We start from the raw sequence: 13,303 nt of genomic DNA on the forward strand, positions 1-13,303 counted from the left end.
AGGTCAGGCGCCGGCGTCGCCGTCCTCGTCGCCATTGTCGGTCAGGTTGATCGGGCCATTCGGCTGCACGGTCGAGATCGCATGCTTGTAAACAAGCTGCACCTGCCGCTCGCGCTCGAGCAACATGCAGAACAGGTCGAACGCCACGATATCGCCCTGCAGCATCACGCCGTTGACGAGGAACATCGTCACCGACTCGTCCGAGCGGCGCACCGCGTTAAGGAACACGTCCTGCAACGCCTTGCCCTTGCTCGCGGGCGCTTCGCGAAGGTCGGCGCCGAGCGCGCCGACGTCGAAGTCGTGCGACGGCATCACCGTCGAGATCGCATGTTTGTAAACGAGCTGTGACTGGCCGTCGCGGCGCAGCAACAGCGAGAAATTGTCGAACCAGGTGATGATGCCCTGAAGCTTCACGCCCTTGACGAGGAACATCGTGACGGGCGTCTTGCTGCGGCGCAGGGCGTTGAGGAAAAGATCTTGGAGATTCTGATTTTTATCGGACACATTTGCCTCCTGTTCTTGGCGGTAGGACCGCGGGTGCGGCGCCGGTTCTCCGGCATTCTAGCCTTCATCGCAGGCGGCAATATGCGGCAAAGCTTGCCGCAGGTCTAGCGCAAAGCCGTCACCCCTCGCCTTCGGGATTATCCGTCAATCCCAACAGCTTCAGTTTGCGGTGCAGCGCCGACCGCTCCATGCCGATGAAGGTCGCAGTGCGCGAGATATTGCCCGAAAAACGGTTGATCTGGATGCGCAGATATTCGCGCTCGAAATTCTCGCGTGCTTCCTTGAGCGGAATGGCGGTGATCGATTCGCTGCCGGGCAATATGTCGGTGCCGCCGCGAACCAGCTCGGAGGGCAGCATGTCGGCGTCGATCCGGCCCAGCCTGTCACTCGGCGCGAGGATCATCACACGTTCGATCACGTTGCGCAGTTCGCGGACATTTCCCGGCCAATCGTGGGCTTGCAGTGCAGCCATTGCTTCGGCGCTGATTTCGGGCGGCGGCGCGCGGCGGTCGGCGGCGTAGCGCCGGACGAAATGGTCGCAGAGACTGGCGATATCGTCACGCCGTTCGCGCAGCGGCGGGATATGCACCGGCACGACGTTCAGCCGGTAATAGAGATCCTCGCGAAACCGGCTCTCCGCGATCTCGGTCTTGAGGTCGCGCGCCGAGCCCGAGATGATGCGGACGTCGACGCGGATCATCGTCCGTCCGCCGACGCGGGTGAAGCTCTGGTCGGTCAGGACGCGCAGAACCTTGCCCTGCGTGGTCAGCGGCATGTCCGCGACCTCGTCAAGGAACAGCGTTCCACCATGCGCCTGTTCGAGCAGGCCGACGCGGATCGAACCGTCCTCGGCCTCCGACCCGAACAGCTCGGTCTCGACCGTCTCGGGATCCATCCGGGCGGAGGAAATGACACGGAACGGGGCATTCTGCCGCCCGCTCCAGCCATGAAGGACGCGCGCGGCAACCTCCTTCCCCACCCCCGGCGCACCCGTGATGAGCACGCGGCTACCGGTGCCGGCAACGCGCTTCAGTGTCGCGCGGACATTGTTGATCGCAGCGCTGGTTCCGGTCAGTTCGTCGGCGGGGCCGGCCTTTTCGCGAAGTTGCTCATACTCGAATTTCAACCGCTCGCTCTCGGTCGCGCGCGCGACGAGATGCAGCAGCCGCTCGGCCTCGAACGGCTTTTCGATGAAATCGAACGCCCCGCGGCGGATCGCCGCGACCGCGGTGTCGAGCCCGCCGTGCCCCGATATGACGATGATCGGCAACGTCGGATCGAACGCCTTGATCGCCTCGACCAGCCCCAGCCCGTCGAGACGCGATCCTTGCAGCCACACGTCGATCAGCGCGAGCGAAGGCCTGCGCTGGCGGATCGCTTCCAGCGCGGCGTCGCTGTCGGACGCGGTGCGCGCCTCATAGCCCTCGTCCTCCATGACGCCGGCCACCAGTTCGCAGATGTCACGCTCGTCGTCGACGATCAGTATATCAAGCGCCATATTCTTCTTTGCCTTGCCGGTTCCGGATCCGCCCCGGAACCGATTCAATCTGCCCTGTCACCAAGTCGCCGCCCTTACCCGCGAGCGGTCGCAGCCGGTCGGGGTGCAGCGTCAGCGTTACGCACGTCCCCTGCCCCGCCGGATTGTCGCAGAAATCTAGCTCGCCATAATGCTGCTCGACGATCTTCTTCACGATCGCGAGCCCGAGCCCGGTGCCGCCCTGCCGCGTCGTCATATAGGGTTCGGCGATCGCGTCGCGTGCCTCCGGCAATCCGATTCCGTCGTCGGAAATGCGGATGACAATGGCATCGTCGCGCCCGATGTCCAGCTCGGCGCGGATATGGCCGATTGGAGGAGATTCTGAATCTTTCGAATTTTCTTCAATCGCTTCCACAGCGTTTTTGACGATATTGGTAAGCGCTTGCGACAACAGCCGGCGGTCGCACACCAGCGGTTCGATCTCGTTCGGGGTCTTCACGCTGAACTGGATATCGGGCTTCGCAACCTCGAACAGGAACACCGCCTGGCGCAGGATATCGCGCACATCCTCGGCGCCGAAAGTCGGTTTGGGCATGCGCGCGAAGCTCGAAAATTCGTCGACCATGCGGCGCATGTCGTGAACCTGACGGATGATCGTGTCGGTCAGGCGGCGGAAGGTCGCCTCGTCGCCTTCGACCTTCGCGCCGAACCGCCGCTGGAGCCGCTCGGCCGCAAGCTGGATCGGGGTCAGCGGATTCTTGATCTCGTGCGCGATCCGGCGCGCGACGTCGGACCAGGCCGCGCGGCGCTGGTCGAGCAATTGCTGCGTGATATCCTCGAAACTCAGCACATAGCCGTCGCCCTGCGCCACCGCCTTTGCCGCAAGCGTCGCCGGCTCCGCGTCGCGCCGCGCCAGTTGCACGATCGCCTCATGCTCTTCGCTGGTCAGCAGCCGCGCGAGTTCCGGCGCGACGTCGGCGAGCGGCTGGCCGGTCAATTCCCCGGCGCTCTGCCCGATCAGATGCTCGGCGGCAGCGTTGGTGAGCAGGATGCGGTGTTCGGCATCGACCGAGACGACTGCCGACGAGACGCCCGACAGCACCGCCTCGATGAAGCTGCGGCGCGTTTCGAGTTGTTCGTTGACGTTGACGAGTGCCCCCGTCTGCCCCTCGAGCTGTTCGGTCATCCGGTTGAATGCGCGCGTCAGCACCGCGATTTCGTCATCGCGCTCCGGCGGCGTCACGCGTACCGACAGATCGCCGCCCGCCGCGGTCCGCGTTGCCCCAATCAAGGTACCGAGCGGGCGCACGATGCGGTCGGCGACGACGATCGCGGCGATCACCGCGAGCGCGAGCAACAGCAACGACCCGAGATAAAGTGCGCCGTTGAACTGAAGCTGCAATTGCTGCGATCGTTCGAACAGATCATTGTAATCCGCCAGCACGGCTCCGGCACGCGCGGATTGTTGGAATCCGGGCACATTGGCATCACGCGAAGCATAGACATAGGCGCTTTCGGTTCCGGGTAAGCGCGCAGCGGCTTCAATACGGTCAGGCTGGCGGACGACGACCACGTCTTCGCCTGCGTTAAGCCTGCTCACCATGGTCGGCGTCAAACGGCTTTCCGCCGCGCGCTTATCGGGATCAATCGCCGCTGCGGTTCGCGCAACGCCATCCTTGCCGATCTCGATGATCGCCGACTCATTGAGGCTTCGAACGACAACCTGTTGCAGATAATAATTATAGAAGCCGGGGCTATCGACCGTGAACTGCGTCAGCTGTTTGCCGAGGTCGGTCGCCATCGCATAAGTGTTCGCACTCACCTGGCGCTGATTCTCTTGATAATAGCCCTCGGCGAGATTCGCCGCGTTCTCGAACATGCCCCGCAATCGATCGGAGAACCAGAAGTCGACGCCATATTGGAAGAGCAGCGACGCGAAGATCACCACGAGCAGCGTCGGAGCAGCCGCAATCAGCGAGAAGAGCGCGACGAGCCGGACGTGCAGACGCCCGTTGCCGCCCGCCATAGTCTTTTCGGCACGGGCGCGGGCCAAGCGACTACCTACCAGCACGATCAGGGTCATTGCCGGTACGAGGTTGACGATCATGATCGCCGCAACCAGTCCCGGAGTCAGCAGTCTCTCGCTCTGCGCGTCGCCGGTAACGAAGATATAAGTCGCGAGTGCGACGCTGACGATCACCGCCAGCGTGTAATATTCGGGCGCGGCAAAGTGCCAACCGCGCGAACTGGCGCCCGCGGCGGGTAGTTCACTTGCTTGAAGGGGGGAAGCGGCGGGCTCCATTGTTGCCTTGTTACGACAAAGCTGTTGCATAGAAAACACACAAAGTGCGCTCGGCGATCGATTACCGGCTCCGGCCGATCAGATCGTCAGGGTTGTGCGGGATCGATATCGAGCTGGCCCAGCCGCTTGCGCAACGTATTGCGATTAATTCCCAGCCGGCGAGCGGCTTCGAGCTGATTTCCGCGCACTTCGCGCAGCGTCCGGCGCAGCAGCGCGGCCTCGACGATCGCCTCCAGCCGCTCGTGAATCTCGCCGTCATGATCCGCGGCGGCCAGCTGCTCGCGCGCCCAGTCGTCGACCGCACGCGCGATCAGGTCGACGGGGTCGGCGGGCATCGCGCCCTCGCCGCTGTCGTGGAGCACCGATTCGACGTCGCGCGGGGTAACGATCGTATCGCGCGACAGCACGGCCAGCCGTTGGACGACGTTGCCCAGCTCGCGGACGTTGCCCGGCCAGTCGTGCCGTTCGAGCAATTGCATGGCCTCCGGCGCAAACTGGCGGTCGGGGAGCCCCGAATGGCGCCCGGCATCGACGAAGTGGCGCACGAGCGCGGCGATATCGCTCCGCCGGTCGCGCAGCGGCGGCAAGGTCACGGGAATGACGTTGAGCCGGTAGAACAGATCCTCGCGAAAGCGACCGTCGGCGACGAGCTTGCGCATGTCGCGGTGCGTCGCGGCGATGACGCGCACGTCGGCGCGCAGCGCCTGGCTGCCGCCGACGGTCGAATATTCATTGCTCTGGAGCACGCGCAGCAGCCGCGTCTGCGCCTCGAGCGGCATGTCGCCGATCTCGTCGAGGAAGAGCGTGCCTCCCGCTGCCTGTTCGAAACGGCCGGCGTTGCGGCTGTGCGCGCCGGTGAACGCTCCCTTTTCATGGCCGAACAGTTCGGCCTCGATCAGCTCGCGCGGGATCGCCGCCATGTTGATGGCAACAAAGGGACCGGCGCGGCGCAGCCCCGTCGCATGGATGGCGCGCGCGACGACTTCCTTGCCCGTCCCCGATTCACCGAGGATCAGCACCGCAAGATCGTTCGTCGCGAGCCGCGCGATCGTCCGATAGACCGCCTGCATAGCCGGCGCGCGGCCGACGAGACCATGGCTGTCGGCCTGCCCCGGATCGACCTTCGCCGCCGGCTGGCTGCTGCGTTCGAGTGCTGCGCGGACGCTTGCGGTCAGTTCTTCGAGGTCAAAGGGCTTGGGCAGATAGTCATAACTGCCGATCCCCGTCGCGCGCACCGCGGTATCGAGGGTATTCTGCGCCGACAGCACGATCACCGGCGTCTCTGGATCGACCCCGGCACCGGGAAGCGAGTCGATGCCGTCGCCATCGGGCAGCACGACATCGGTGATGATCAGATCGGGCCGGTTGTCGGCAAGCCACGCGTTGCGTTCGCCGACACTGCCGACAGAGGCGAACGTACCGCACTCGCCGGTCAGCGTCTCGCGGATGATCAGCGCGATCGCGGGATCATCCTCGACGAGCAGGATCGTCTTGCCGGTCATTCGCCGCGGCCTTTCTTGGGCACGGCCGGCAGGTGGACGCGGAAGCGGGTCCATTCCCCGTCGCGCATATGCTGGACGGTGCCGCCCATGTCGCGCGCCAGCTTGGCGACGAGCGCGAGGCCAAGCCCCCTGCCCTCGCGCTTCGTGGTCACAAAGGGATCGAACAGGTCGCCGCGGATGTCGGCGGGCACGCCGGGGCCATTGTCGCTGACGCTGACCTCGATCGGCAACGCGATGCGGCCGCGGCCGTCGCCATTGTCGATCGACAGGCCGTGGCGGAATGCCGTCGCGACGCGTACCACGCCGTCGTCGCGCCCGCCGAGCGCCTCGCAGCCATTGGTGATCAGGTTTAGCAGTATCTGCACGACCGCGTCATGATTGCCATGGACGAGCGGCAGCGAGGGGTCGAAATCCTCGGCAAAGCGAATGCCCGGAAACTGCCGTGCACGTGCGGTTTCGATCGCCTGGTGGATCGGCTGATACAGATTGAGCGGCGCACAAGCGATCGGCTGGCCGCGCGAGAAATGCTCCATCTGGTCGATCAGGGTGGTAATCCGGTCAACTTCGGCGCAGATGAGCGTCGTAAAGCGCTCGCCGCTGGCGTCGGTCTTGCGCGCCAGAAGCTGCGCCGCGCCCTTGATCCCAGCGAGCGGGTTCTTGATCTCGTGCGCCAGCATCGACGCCGCGGCCCCCGCCGCGCGGCCCGACCGTCCGATCGCACCGCCCATCAGCTCGGCATCGCTCTGCGAGGGCACAAGCGTCAGGATGCGGTGGCCGCTGCGACCATAGGGCACCATCTGCATGTCGACGAACGCCGATTTGCGCCCGCCGAGCGAGATTTCCGCGCGGTGTGCGAACAGCGCCGAGGTCGCGGGGTCGTTCATCCGCTGGCGATAGCTGCGATCCATTCCGATGACGTCATAGACGACGCGCCCGACCATCGCGGCGCGGCCGATATTGCAGAGTTGCTCGGCGGCGGCGTTGACGAACAGGATCACTCCGCCCTTGTCGATCAGCAGCGTGGCGATCGGGTGCGACTGGATGATCTCGTCATGGTCGAACGTCGGGATGCTCGACGTCAGCGCGCTCACGCAGCGGCCTTGCTCAGATATGGACCGTAAAAGGCTTCGAGCGCGTCGAGGACGCCCTTGCTGTCGGGAATCTGGTTGACCTTGTTGCGAAACTCTGCCGAGCCGTGCAGCCCCTTGACGTACCAGCCCAGATGTTTGCGCGCCATATTGACGCCGGTCATTTCGCCATAGTGATCGATCATCGCACGATAATGCGATGTAATCACTTCATATTGTTCGTCGATGCCGGGATCGGGCCGCTCGGCCTCGCCGCGCAGCGCCGCGATCACCTGCCCGAGCAGCCAGGGGCGACCATAGGCGCCCCGGCCGATCATCACGCCGTCGGCGCCGCTTTGCGCGAGGGCCGTTCTGGCGTCATCGGCCGAACAAATGTCGCCGTTGACGATCACCGGGATCGACACCGCATCCTTGACCTTGCGGACAAAGGCCCAGTCGGCCTCGCCGCGATACATCTGGTTACGCGTGCGGCCGTGGACCGTGACCAGCTTGGCGCCGAGATCCTCGGCGATATGCGCAAGCTCGGGGGCGTTGAGGCTGTCATGGTCCCAACCCATGCGCATCTTGACCGTGACCGGAACCGACACCGCCTTGACGCAGGAGTCGATCAACGCCGCCGCGAGCTTGAGGTCGCGCATCAGCGCCGACCCGGCGTCGCCGTTGGTCACCTTGCGCACCGGGCAGCCCATGTTGATGTCGATGATCGCGGCACCGCGGTCTTCGTTGAGCTTCGCCGCCTCTCCCATCTCATAGGGAGTGCAGCCGACAAGCTGCATCGACACCGGTTCTTCGACCGGATCCCACGCCGCCTTCTGGATCGACTGGCGCGTCTCGCGGATCGCTGCCTGGCTGGCAATCATCTCGGTGACGTTGAGCCCCGAGCCATAATAGCGGACGAGCTTGCGGAACGGCAGGTCGGAGACGCCCGTCATCGGCGCGAGGATCACGGGATCCGCGATGGTGATATTGCCGATCTGAATGGGCCTGAGCGGCGCCATGGCGGGGAGCTTTCGTTGAATTGCCTAAAATTTGAGCAGCCCCTACACGCTAAGCGGCTTTCCCGCAAGGCGCGGCTGCGCTAACCGGCGCGGCTGATGACCGACTCCACGCCGTCCACCGTTCCGCGCGTCGCGGCGATCCTGCTTGCCGGGGGCACGGGCACGCGCGCGGGTTTCGATCATCCAAAGCAACTCGAATTGCTCGGTGGCAAGGCCGTGCTGCGCTGGAGCGTCGATGCATTCGACGCGCATCCGGCGATTTCACTGGGCGTACTGGTGGCAAATGCCGACGTCATGGCGGCCGTGGATGGCATCGGGAAAGGCTGGATTTCTGCCAATCCGGGCGCCGAGCGCCAGCAATCGGTTGGCAATGCCTTGCAGACCCTTTCCAATTGGGAGGACGAGGCGCTGGTCCTCGTTCACGACGCCGCGCGCCCCGGATTGACGACCGATGTGATCGACCGGCTGCTTGCGGCGCTCGAAACCGCGAAGGCGGCGATCCCGACCCTGCCTGTTCCCGATACACTCGTCGAACAGGCGCATGGCGAAGCGGGAGAGGTCATCGACCGCAGCGCCCTCGCGCGCGTCCAGACGCCGCAGGCATTCCGCCTGGGCATCCTCAGACGCGCGCACGCCGCGGCCGTCGAAGCGGCGGCGACCGACGATGCGCAGCTGGTCCGGCGGCTCGGCATTGCCGTCGCTGCCGTCCCGGGCGACCCGCGGCTTCACAAACTGACATATGCCGAGGATATGGTCATCCTCGCGGGACTTTTGGGAACGGGAACGATGCGAACCGCGGTCGGCATGGGCTATGACGTTCACCGCCTGGTTGCAGGCAAGCCGCTGTGGATCGGCGGGATAGAAATCGCGCATAGTCATGGGCTTGAAGGGCATAGCGATGCCGACGTTGCGCTTCACGCCATCACCGACGCTATCCTCGGCGCCCTGTCGGACGGGGATATCGGGGACCACTTCCCGCCCAGCGATCCGCAATGGCGCGGCGCGGCGTCGCACCGCTTCCTTGCCTTTGCCGGCGAGCGCGTCGCGGCGCGCAATGGCCATATCGCGCACGTCGATCTGACGATCATCGCCGAAGCCCCGAAAATCGGCCCGCACCGCCCCGCCATCAGGGCACGGATTGCCGAAATCCTTGCGATTCCGGTCGAACGCGTTAGTGTGAAAGCCACAACGACCGAGCGGCTGGGCTTCACCGGCCGCCGCGAGGGGATCGCCGCGCAGGCCGTAGCGACCTTGGAACTTCCGGAGAATTGAGAGTGGTTTTCGACGCAGAAGCGCGCCTTGCCGAGCGCGACCAACTGGCCACGGCGGTCCTCGCCGCCAACCGTGCGGCGGGCAGGCGGATTGCAGTCGCCGAAAGCTGCACCGGCGGCATGGTCAGCGCCGCGCTGACCGACATTGCCGGAAGCTCGGACGTCTTTTCGGCGGGCTTCATCACCTATTCGGCCGACGCGAAGCAGAAGCAGCTCGATGTCAGTAGCGAGATACTCGAAACCTTCGGCGAGGTAGCGCTGGCGACGGCATGGGCGATGGCCGCCGGCGCGCTCGCGAACAGCGACGCCGATGTCGCGGTGGCAATCACCGGAATCGCTGGCCCCGGCGGCGGGTCGGAACGCAAGCCAGTCGGCCTCGTCGTCTTCGCGCGCGCGCTGCGCGGCCAGGATCCCGACGATTATTTCACCCAGCGTGTTCAGTTCGAAGCGACCGACCGCGCCGCGATCCGCCAGGCCGCGACTCTCTTTGCGCTCGACCTGCTTCAGCCCGAAAGGGACGCGCTGCGACCGTCGGAGGATATCGCGCTTCCGGCGCCATAGAGTTCGCCCGCGCGCGTTTCAAACGCGGCGATCATCTTGCGCAGCGCCTTGTCGAACATCTGCCCGGCGAGCGTTTCGAAGACGCGGCTGCGGAACGAGAAATCGACCATGAAATCGACGCGGCAGCCGCCGTTTTCGAGCGGCGCGAAATGCCATTCATTCTCCAGATGGCGCATCGGGCCGTCGATATAGCTGACAGTCACGGTCCGCGGCCGTTCCTTGTGGACGCGGCACGAGAAGCTTTCGCGCAGCCCCTTGAAGCCGACGATCATGTCGGCCACCGATTCATGTTCACTGTCGCTGCGGACGCGCAGCGCGATAACCCACGGCAGGAATTCGGGATAGCGCGCAATATCCGTTACCAGCGCGAACATCTGTTCGGCGCTGTGCGGCAGTTCGCGCGTCTCGTGATGCCGCGGCAATCAGTCCGCCCCAACCCGTCCCGGCCGGGCATCGCGCGCGAGCTGTTCCTCGCGCGCCGCGCGCATCCGCTCGAAATCGTCGCCGGCATGATAGCTCGACCGTGTCAGCGGCGATGAGGCGACCTGCAGGAAGCCCTTGGCACGGGCGATCTGCGCATAGGCATCGAACGCCTTGGGCGTCACGAATTCGGCGACCTTCGCATGTTTCGGCGTCGGCTGGAGATACTGGCCCATCGTCATGAAATCGATATCGGCGCTGCGCATATCGTCCATCACCTGGTGGACCTCCATCCGCTCCTCGCCAAGCCCGAGCATGATGCCCGACTTGGTGAAGATCGACGGATCGCGGCGCTTGACGCTTTCGAGCAGTCGCAGCGACGCATAATAGCGCGCGCCGGGACGGATCGTCGGATAAAGCCGCGGAACGGTTTCGAGATTGTGATTGTAAACGTCGGGACGCGCGTCGACGATCGCCGCGACCGCGCTTTCGGGCTTGTTGCGGAAATCGGGGGTCAGGATTTCGATCGTCGTCTGCGGAGTTTCGCGGCGCAGCGCCTCGATCACCTTCACGAACTGGCTGGCGCCGCCGTCGGGCAGGTCGTCGCGGTCGACCGAGGTGATGACGATGTGCGTCAGTCCCATCTTCGCTGCCGCCGCAGCCGTATGCTCTGGTTCGAGCAGATCGACGGGACGCGGCATTCCGGTCTTGACGTTGCAGAAGGCGCAAGCGCGCGTGCAGGTGTCGCCGAGGATCATCACTGTCGCGTGCTTCTTGGTCCAGCACTCGCCGATGTTCGGGCACGCGGCTTCCTCGCACACCGTGTGGAGGTTGAGTTCGCGCATCAGCTTGCGCGTTTCGGCATAGCCGGGGCTGGTCGGAGCCTTGACGCGGATCCAGTCGGGCTTGCGCGCGCGCTGGCTGGGAGTAGATGGAGGAGCGTTCATGGCGCCCACATAGTCGTGCGCGCGCCTCTTCTCAACCTCTCTACCTATGCTAAGGGGCGGACATGACTCACTTTACAGACATGATCGAAGGATATCGTCGTTTTCGTAACGGCGGCTGGCAGCAGCAACGCGACCGCTGGGATGAATTGGCCGAGGGGCAATCGCCCAAGGTGATGGTGATCGCCTGCTCCGACAGCCGCGTCGAGCCTTCGCAGATTTTCGACACGAATCCGGGCGAAATCTTCGTCGTGCGCAACGTTGCCGCGCTGGTCCCCCCGTTCGAGACGACGCCGGGCCGCCACGGCGTCTCGGCCGCGCTCGAATTCGCGGTGCAGTTTCTGAAGGTCGAGGAAATCGTCGTGATGGGGCATGGCCTCTGTGGCGGCTGCCACGCGGCGCTTCACAAGTCGATGGAGGGTGCCGAGCCCGGTCGCGGCGGCTTCATCGCCGACTGGATTGCGATGCTGGACGACGCGGGCGCCGAGGTTCGCGCCGCACATCCCGACATCGACAATCGCGAGGCAGGACGTGCGATGGAAATGGCCGCTGTGCGCGTGAGCATAGCCAATCTGCGCACTTTCCCCTGTATCCAGGAGAAGGAAAAGCGCGGAACCTTGAAACTGCGCGGCGCCTTCTTCGCGATCAGCGACGGGGTGCTGCATGTGATGGACGACGCGACGGGAGATTTTGCCCCGGCCTGAGGGCACAAACAGGGAGGACCCGATGAGCAAGAATGCGATGTGGCTGACGATCATTTTCGCAGCCGCGATTGTCGGAGCCTTTCTGGGGCCGTCGCTCGGTAGCCTGCTGGGCGAGACGACGATGCTGATCCTCGCCCCCCTCCTCCTCATCGGCGTAATCGTCTTCTGCATCTGGGCGCTGTCGAGCAACAAGAGCGGCAAGAAGGCCGATACCGCTGCGCTGGCCGAAGCCCGCGCAATGCGCGCGCCCGAAGGCAAGGGCCGCATCTACATCACCCGCCGCGGCTTCGTCGCCGCGCTGCAGGGGATGAACGTCACGCTGGACGGCACGGCGACGGGCCAGATCAAGTCGGGGCAGATGTTGATGGCCGATGTCGAACCCGGCACGCATCGCATCCGGGTCGGGACCGCGAAGGCGAAGCTAGCCAATGCGGCCGAGATGGATGTCGAAATCGGCGCGGGCGGCGTGGTCGTCATCGACGCGATGATCGAGATGGGGGCGCTCAAGGGCAGTGTGAAGCTGGCCCCGCTCGACACGGCCAAAGCGCGCGAGAATGTCAACGCGACCGCGTTGATCCTGTGGGAGGTGGCGCCGGCGTGACGGCTGATGTGCCTGGGTGAGGTAATGATCGTTCAGCGGCGGCGAACCGCCCTGGCCTCCTGTTATCGTTCCGGGCTGGACCCGGAATCCGGCCAGCCCTAGGGCCGCGCGATGGTCCAAAGTTCAGTAAAGTTCAGCCCTGTGCGGCGCTGCTTCGAACCCCACCCTAGGCTGCGAGCACCCCGTACGTCGCGCCGTCGCCGCGCCCGCAAACAACCGTATAAATGAAAGAGCCGGATGAAGGCTGGCATAGCCGGATAATGTAGGAAAGGCCTATTTGAGGGCGGTGTCGGTTTTGGGGTGGGAAGCGGACGGATCCCTCTAGGCGGGAAGAGCGCGGAACGGCCCAGCTGAACCCAACTGAATTTCGACCCGATGCCGAATATAATCATCTGGATGGTTTCGAGCGATATGCATCGCTTCGGCTATGAGTGCTGAAGCGTCATAGGAATAGTCGTTTTCATCTAACGACAACATTGGGATGATGCGCTGACGAACATATGTGCTGTCGGTATCAACGAACTGCCGAAGCATCGCGTCCTTGAAACGCTGGCGTGCATCCCGGTAACGCTGTTCGCCCTCGTCGCCTCGAACCCAGTACGCCGCGCTAACTGCTCCCCCCTGCTCATTTTCCGATCCGCTCGAGAGAAGCTTCGTAAGCTGCTCCATAACGCGCCTAGGCCCCATCGCCCTCACAGCGGGCTCCACGAAAAGGCGATTTGCACTCGGATTCCGTTCGTTCACGCCCTTCTGTAAAAATACAGCAGCGAGATGTTTGGGTGCGGCTTGCCTGTGGAAAACAGCGTGAACAAAGGTCCGTCGGTCAGAATCCTCTAGGAGCCCGTCCACGAACTCTTTTTCGCAGGTGTCGCGGCGGACATGACGGCGTTCGCGCCGGGTTTTGACCTGAGGGGTGGTAGAATCGCGGTGA

The 13,303-nt window shown here is 64.4% G+C and carries 12 protein-coding genes and 1 pseudogene; 4 read left to right on the forward strand and 9 right to left on the reverse strand.

Going from position 1 to position 13,303, the window contains the following annotated elements; translation table 11 throughout:
• Positions 1–3: 3 nt before the first annotated feature.
• From hfq to dusB, 6 genes and pseudogenes are all read right to left on the reverse strand, one after another.
• Positions 4–525: pseudogene (hfq, locus tag ATE64_RS16985) on the reverse strand (RNA chaperone Hfq); the annotation flags it as partial.
• Positions 526–622: 97 nt separating this feature from the next.
• Positions 623–2,002: a sigma-54 dependent transcriptional regulator gene (locus tag ATE64_RS16990; RefSeq protein ID WP_058455887.1), complete on the reverse strand. Its 1,380-nt coding sequence runs from the start codon at positions 2,000–2,002 to the stop codon at positions 623–625.
• Positions 1,992–4,283: an ATP-binding protein gene (locus ATE64_RS16995; protein WP_231729147.1), complete on the reverse strand. Its 2,292-nt coding sequence runs from the start codon at positions 4,281–4,283 to the stop codon at positions 1,992–1,994. Before ATE64_RS16995 ends, ATE64_RS16990 begins: the two co-directional genes overlap by 11 nt.
• A gap of 86 nt (positions 4,284–4,369) precedes the next feature.
• The gene (ntrC, locus tag ATE64_RS17000) at positions 4,370–5,785 is read right to left on the reverse strand and encodes a nitrogen regulation protein NR(I) (protein ID WP_058455889.1); all 1,416 of its coding nucleotides are present in this window, start codon (positions 5,783–5,785) and stop codon (positions 4,370–4,372) included.
• Entirely contained in the window at positions 5,782–6,876 is a 1,095-nt protein-coding gene (locus ATE64_RS17005; protein ID WP_058455890.1) for an ATP-binding protein, read from the reverse strand. Before ATE64_RS17005 ends, ntrC begins: the two co-directional genes overlap by 4 nt.
• Positions 6,873–7,871 (reverse strand): tRNA dihydrouridine synthase DusB, encoded by a 999-nt coding sequence (gene dusB, locus ATE64_RS17010; RefSeq protein ID WP_058455891.1) that lies wholly within the window; start codon positions 7,869–7,871, stop codon positions 6,873–6,875. The genes ATE64_RS17005 and dusB overlap by 4 nt, the downstream gene beginning before the upstream one ends.
• A gap of 96 nt (positions 7,872–7,967) precedes the next feature.
• Between dusB and ATE64_RS17015 the strand changes: the two genes are divergently transcribed.
• Both ATE64_RS17015 and ATE64_RS17020 read left to right on the forward strand, forming a co-directional pair.
• Positions 7,968–9,143 carry a bifunctional 2-C-methyl-D-erythritol 4-phosphate cytidylyltransferase/2-C-methyl-D-erythritol 2,4-cyclodiphosphate synthase gene (locus ATE64_RS17015; protein WP_058455892.1) on the forward strand — a complete coding sequence of 392 codons (1,176 nt, stop codon included), beginning with the start codon at positions 7,968–7,970 and terminating at the stop codon, positions 9,141–9,143.
• Between the two features lie 2 nt (positions 9,144–9,145).
• Positions 9,146–9,703 (forward strand): CinA family protein, encoded by a 558-nt coding sequence (locus ATE64_RS17020; RefSeq protein ID WP_058455893.1) that lies wholly within the window; start codon positions 9,146–9,148, stop codon positions 9,701–9,703.
• Here ATE64_RS17020 and ATE64_RS17025 read toward each other — a convergent pair.
• Both ATE64_RS17025 and lipA read right to left on the reverse strand, forming a co-directional pair.
• Positions 9,646–10,125: a type II toxin-antitoxin system RatA family toxin gene (locus ATE64_RS17025; RefSeq protein WP_058455894.1), complete on the reverse strand. Its 480-nt coding sequence runs from the start codon at positions 10,123–10,125 to the stop codon at positions 9,646–9,648. The two genes, ATE64_RS17020 and ATE64_RS17025, sit on opposite strands and share 58 nt — an antisense overlap.
• Positions 10,126–11,070: a lipoyl synthase gene (gene lipA, locus ATE64_RS17030; RefSeq protein WP_058455895.1), complete on the reverse strand. Its 945-nt coding sequence runs from the start codon at positions 11,068–11,070 to the stop codon at positions 10,126–10,128.
• 62 nt (positions 11,071–11,132) lie between these two features.
• On the opposite strand from lipA, the gene ATE64_RS17035 reads away from it, so the two are divergent.
• Positions 11,133–11,771 carry a carbonic anhydrase gene (locus ATE64_RS17035; RefSeq protein ID WP_058455896.1) on the forward strand — a complete coding sequence of 213 codons (639 nt, stop codon included), beginning with the start codon at positions 11,133–11,135 and terminating at the stop codon, positions 11,769–11,771.
• A gap of 22 nt (positions 11,772–11,793) precedes the next feature.
• On the forward strand, positions 11,794–12,372 hold the full coding sequence (locus ATE64_RS17040) for a hypothetical protein (protein WP_058455897.1): 579 nt from the start codon (positions 11,794–11,796) through the stop codon (positions 12,370–12,372).
• A 321-nt stretch (positions 12,373–12,693) separates the two neighbouring features.
• Here ATE64_RS17040 and ATE64_RS22120 read toward each other — a convergent pair.
• The coding region (locus ATE64_RS22120; protein ID WP_205626371.1) for a hypothetical protein at positions 12,694–13,303 on the reverse strand (610 nt) is incomplete at its 5' end.

The organism is Sphingopyxis sp. H073 (genome assembly GCF_001468395.1).
GTDB lineage: Bacteria > Pseudomonadota > Alphaproteobacteria > Sphingomonadales > Sphingomonadaceae > Sphingopyxis.

Excerpts from the sequence above, each read along its gene's own strand:
- ATE64_RS17035 (WP_058455896.1), top strand. The coding sequence starts at position 11,133 with ATGACTCACTTTACAGACATGATCGAAGGATATCGTCGTTTTCGTAAC.
- ATE64_RS17040 (WP_058455897.1), top strand. The coding sequence starts at position 11,794 with ATGAGCAAGAATGCGATGTGGCTGACGATCATTTTCGCAGCCGCGATT.
- lipA (WP_058455895.1), bottom strand. The coding sequence starts at position 11,070 with ATGAACGCTCCTCCATCTACTCCCAGCCAGCGCGCGCGCAAGCCCGAC.
- ntrC (WP_058455889.1), bottom strand. The coding sequence starts at position 5,785 with ATGACCGGCAAGACGATCCTGCTCGTCGAGGATGATCCCGCGATCGCG.
- ATE64_RS16995 (WP_231729147.1), bottom strand. The coding sequence starts at position 4,283 with ATGGAGCCCGCCGCTTCCCCCCTTCAAGCAAGTGAACTACCCGCCGCG.
- ATE64_RS16990 (WP_058455887.1), bottom strand. The coding sequence starts at position 2,002 with ATGGCGCTTGATATACTGATCGTCGACGACGAGCGTGACATCTGCGAA.
- ATE64_RS17015 (WP_058455892.1), top strand. The coding sequence starts at position 7,968 with ATGACCGACTCCACGCCGTCCACCGTTCCGCGCGTCGCGGCGATCCTG.
- dusB (WP_058455891.1), bottom strand. The coding sequence starts at position 7,871 with ATGGCGCCGCTCAGGCCCATTCAGATCGGCAATATCACCATCGCGGAT.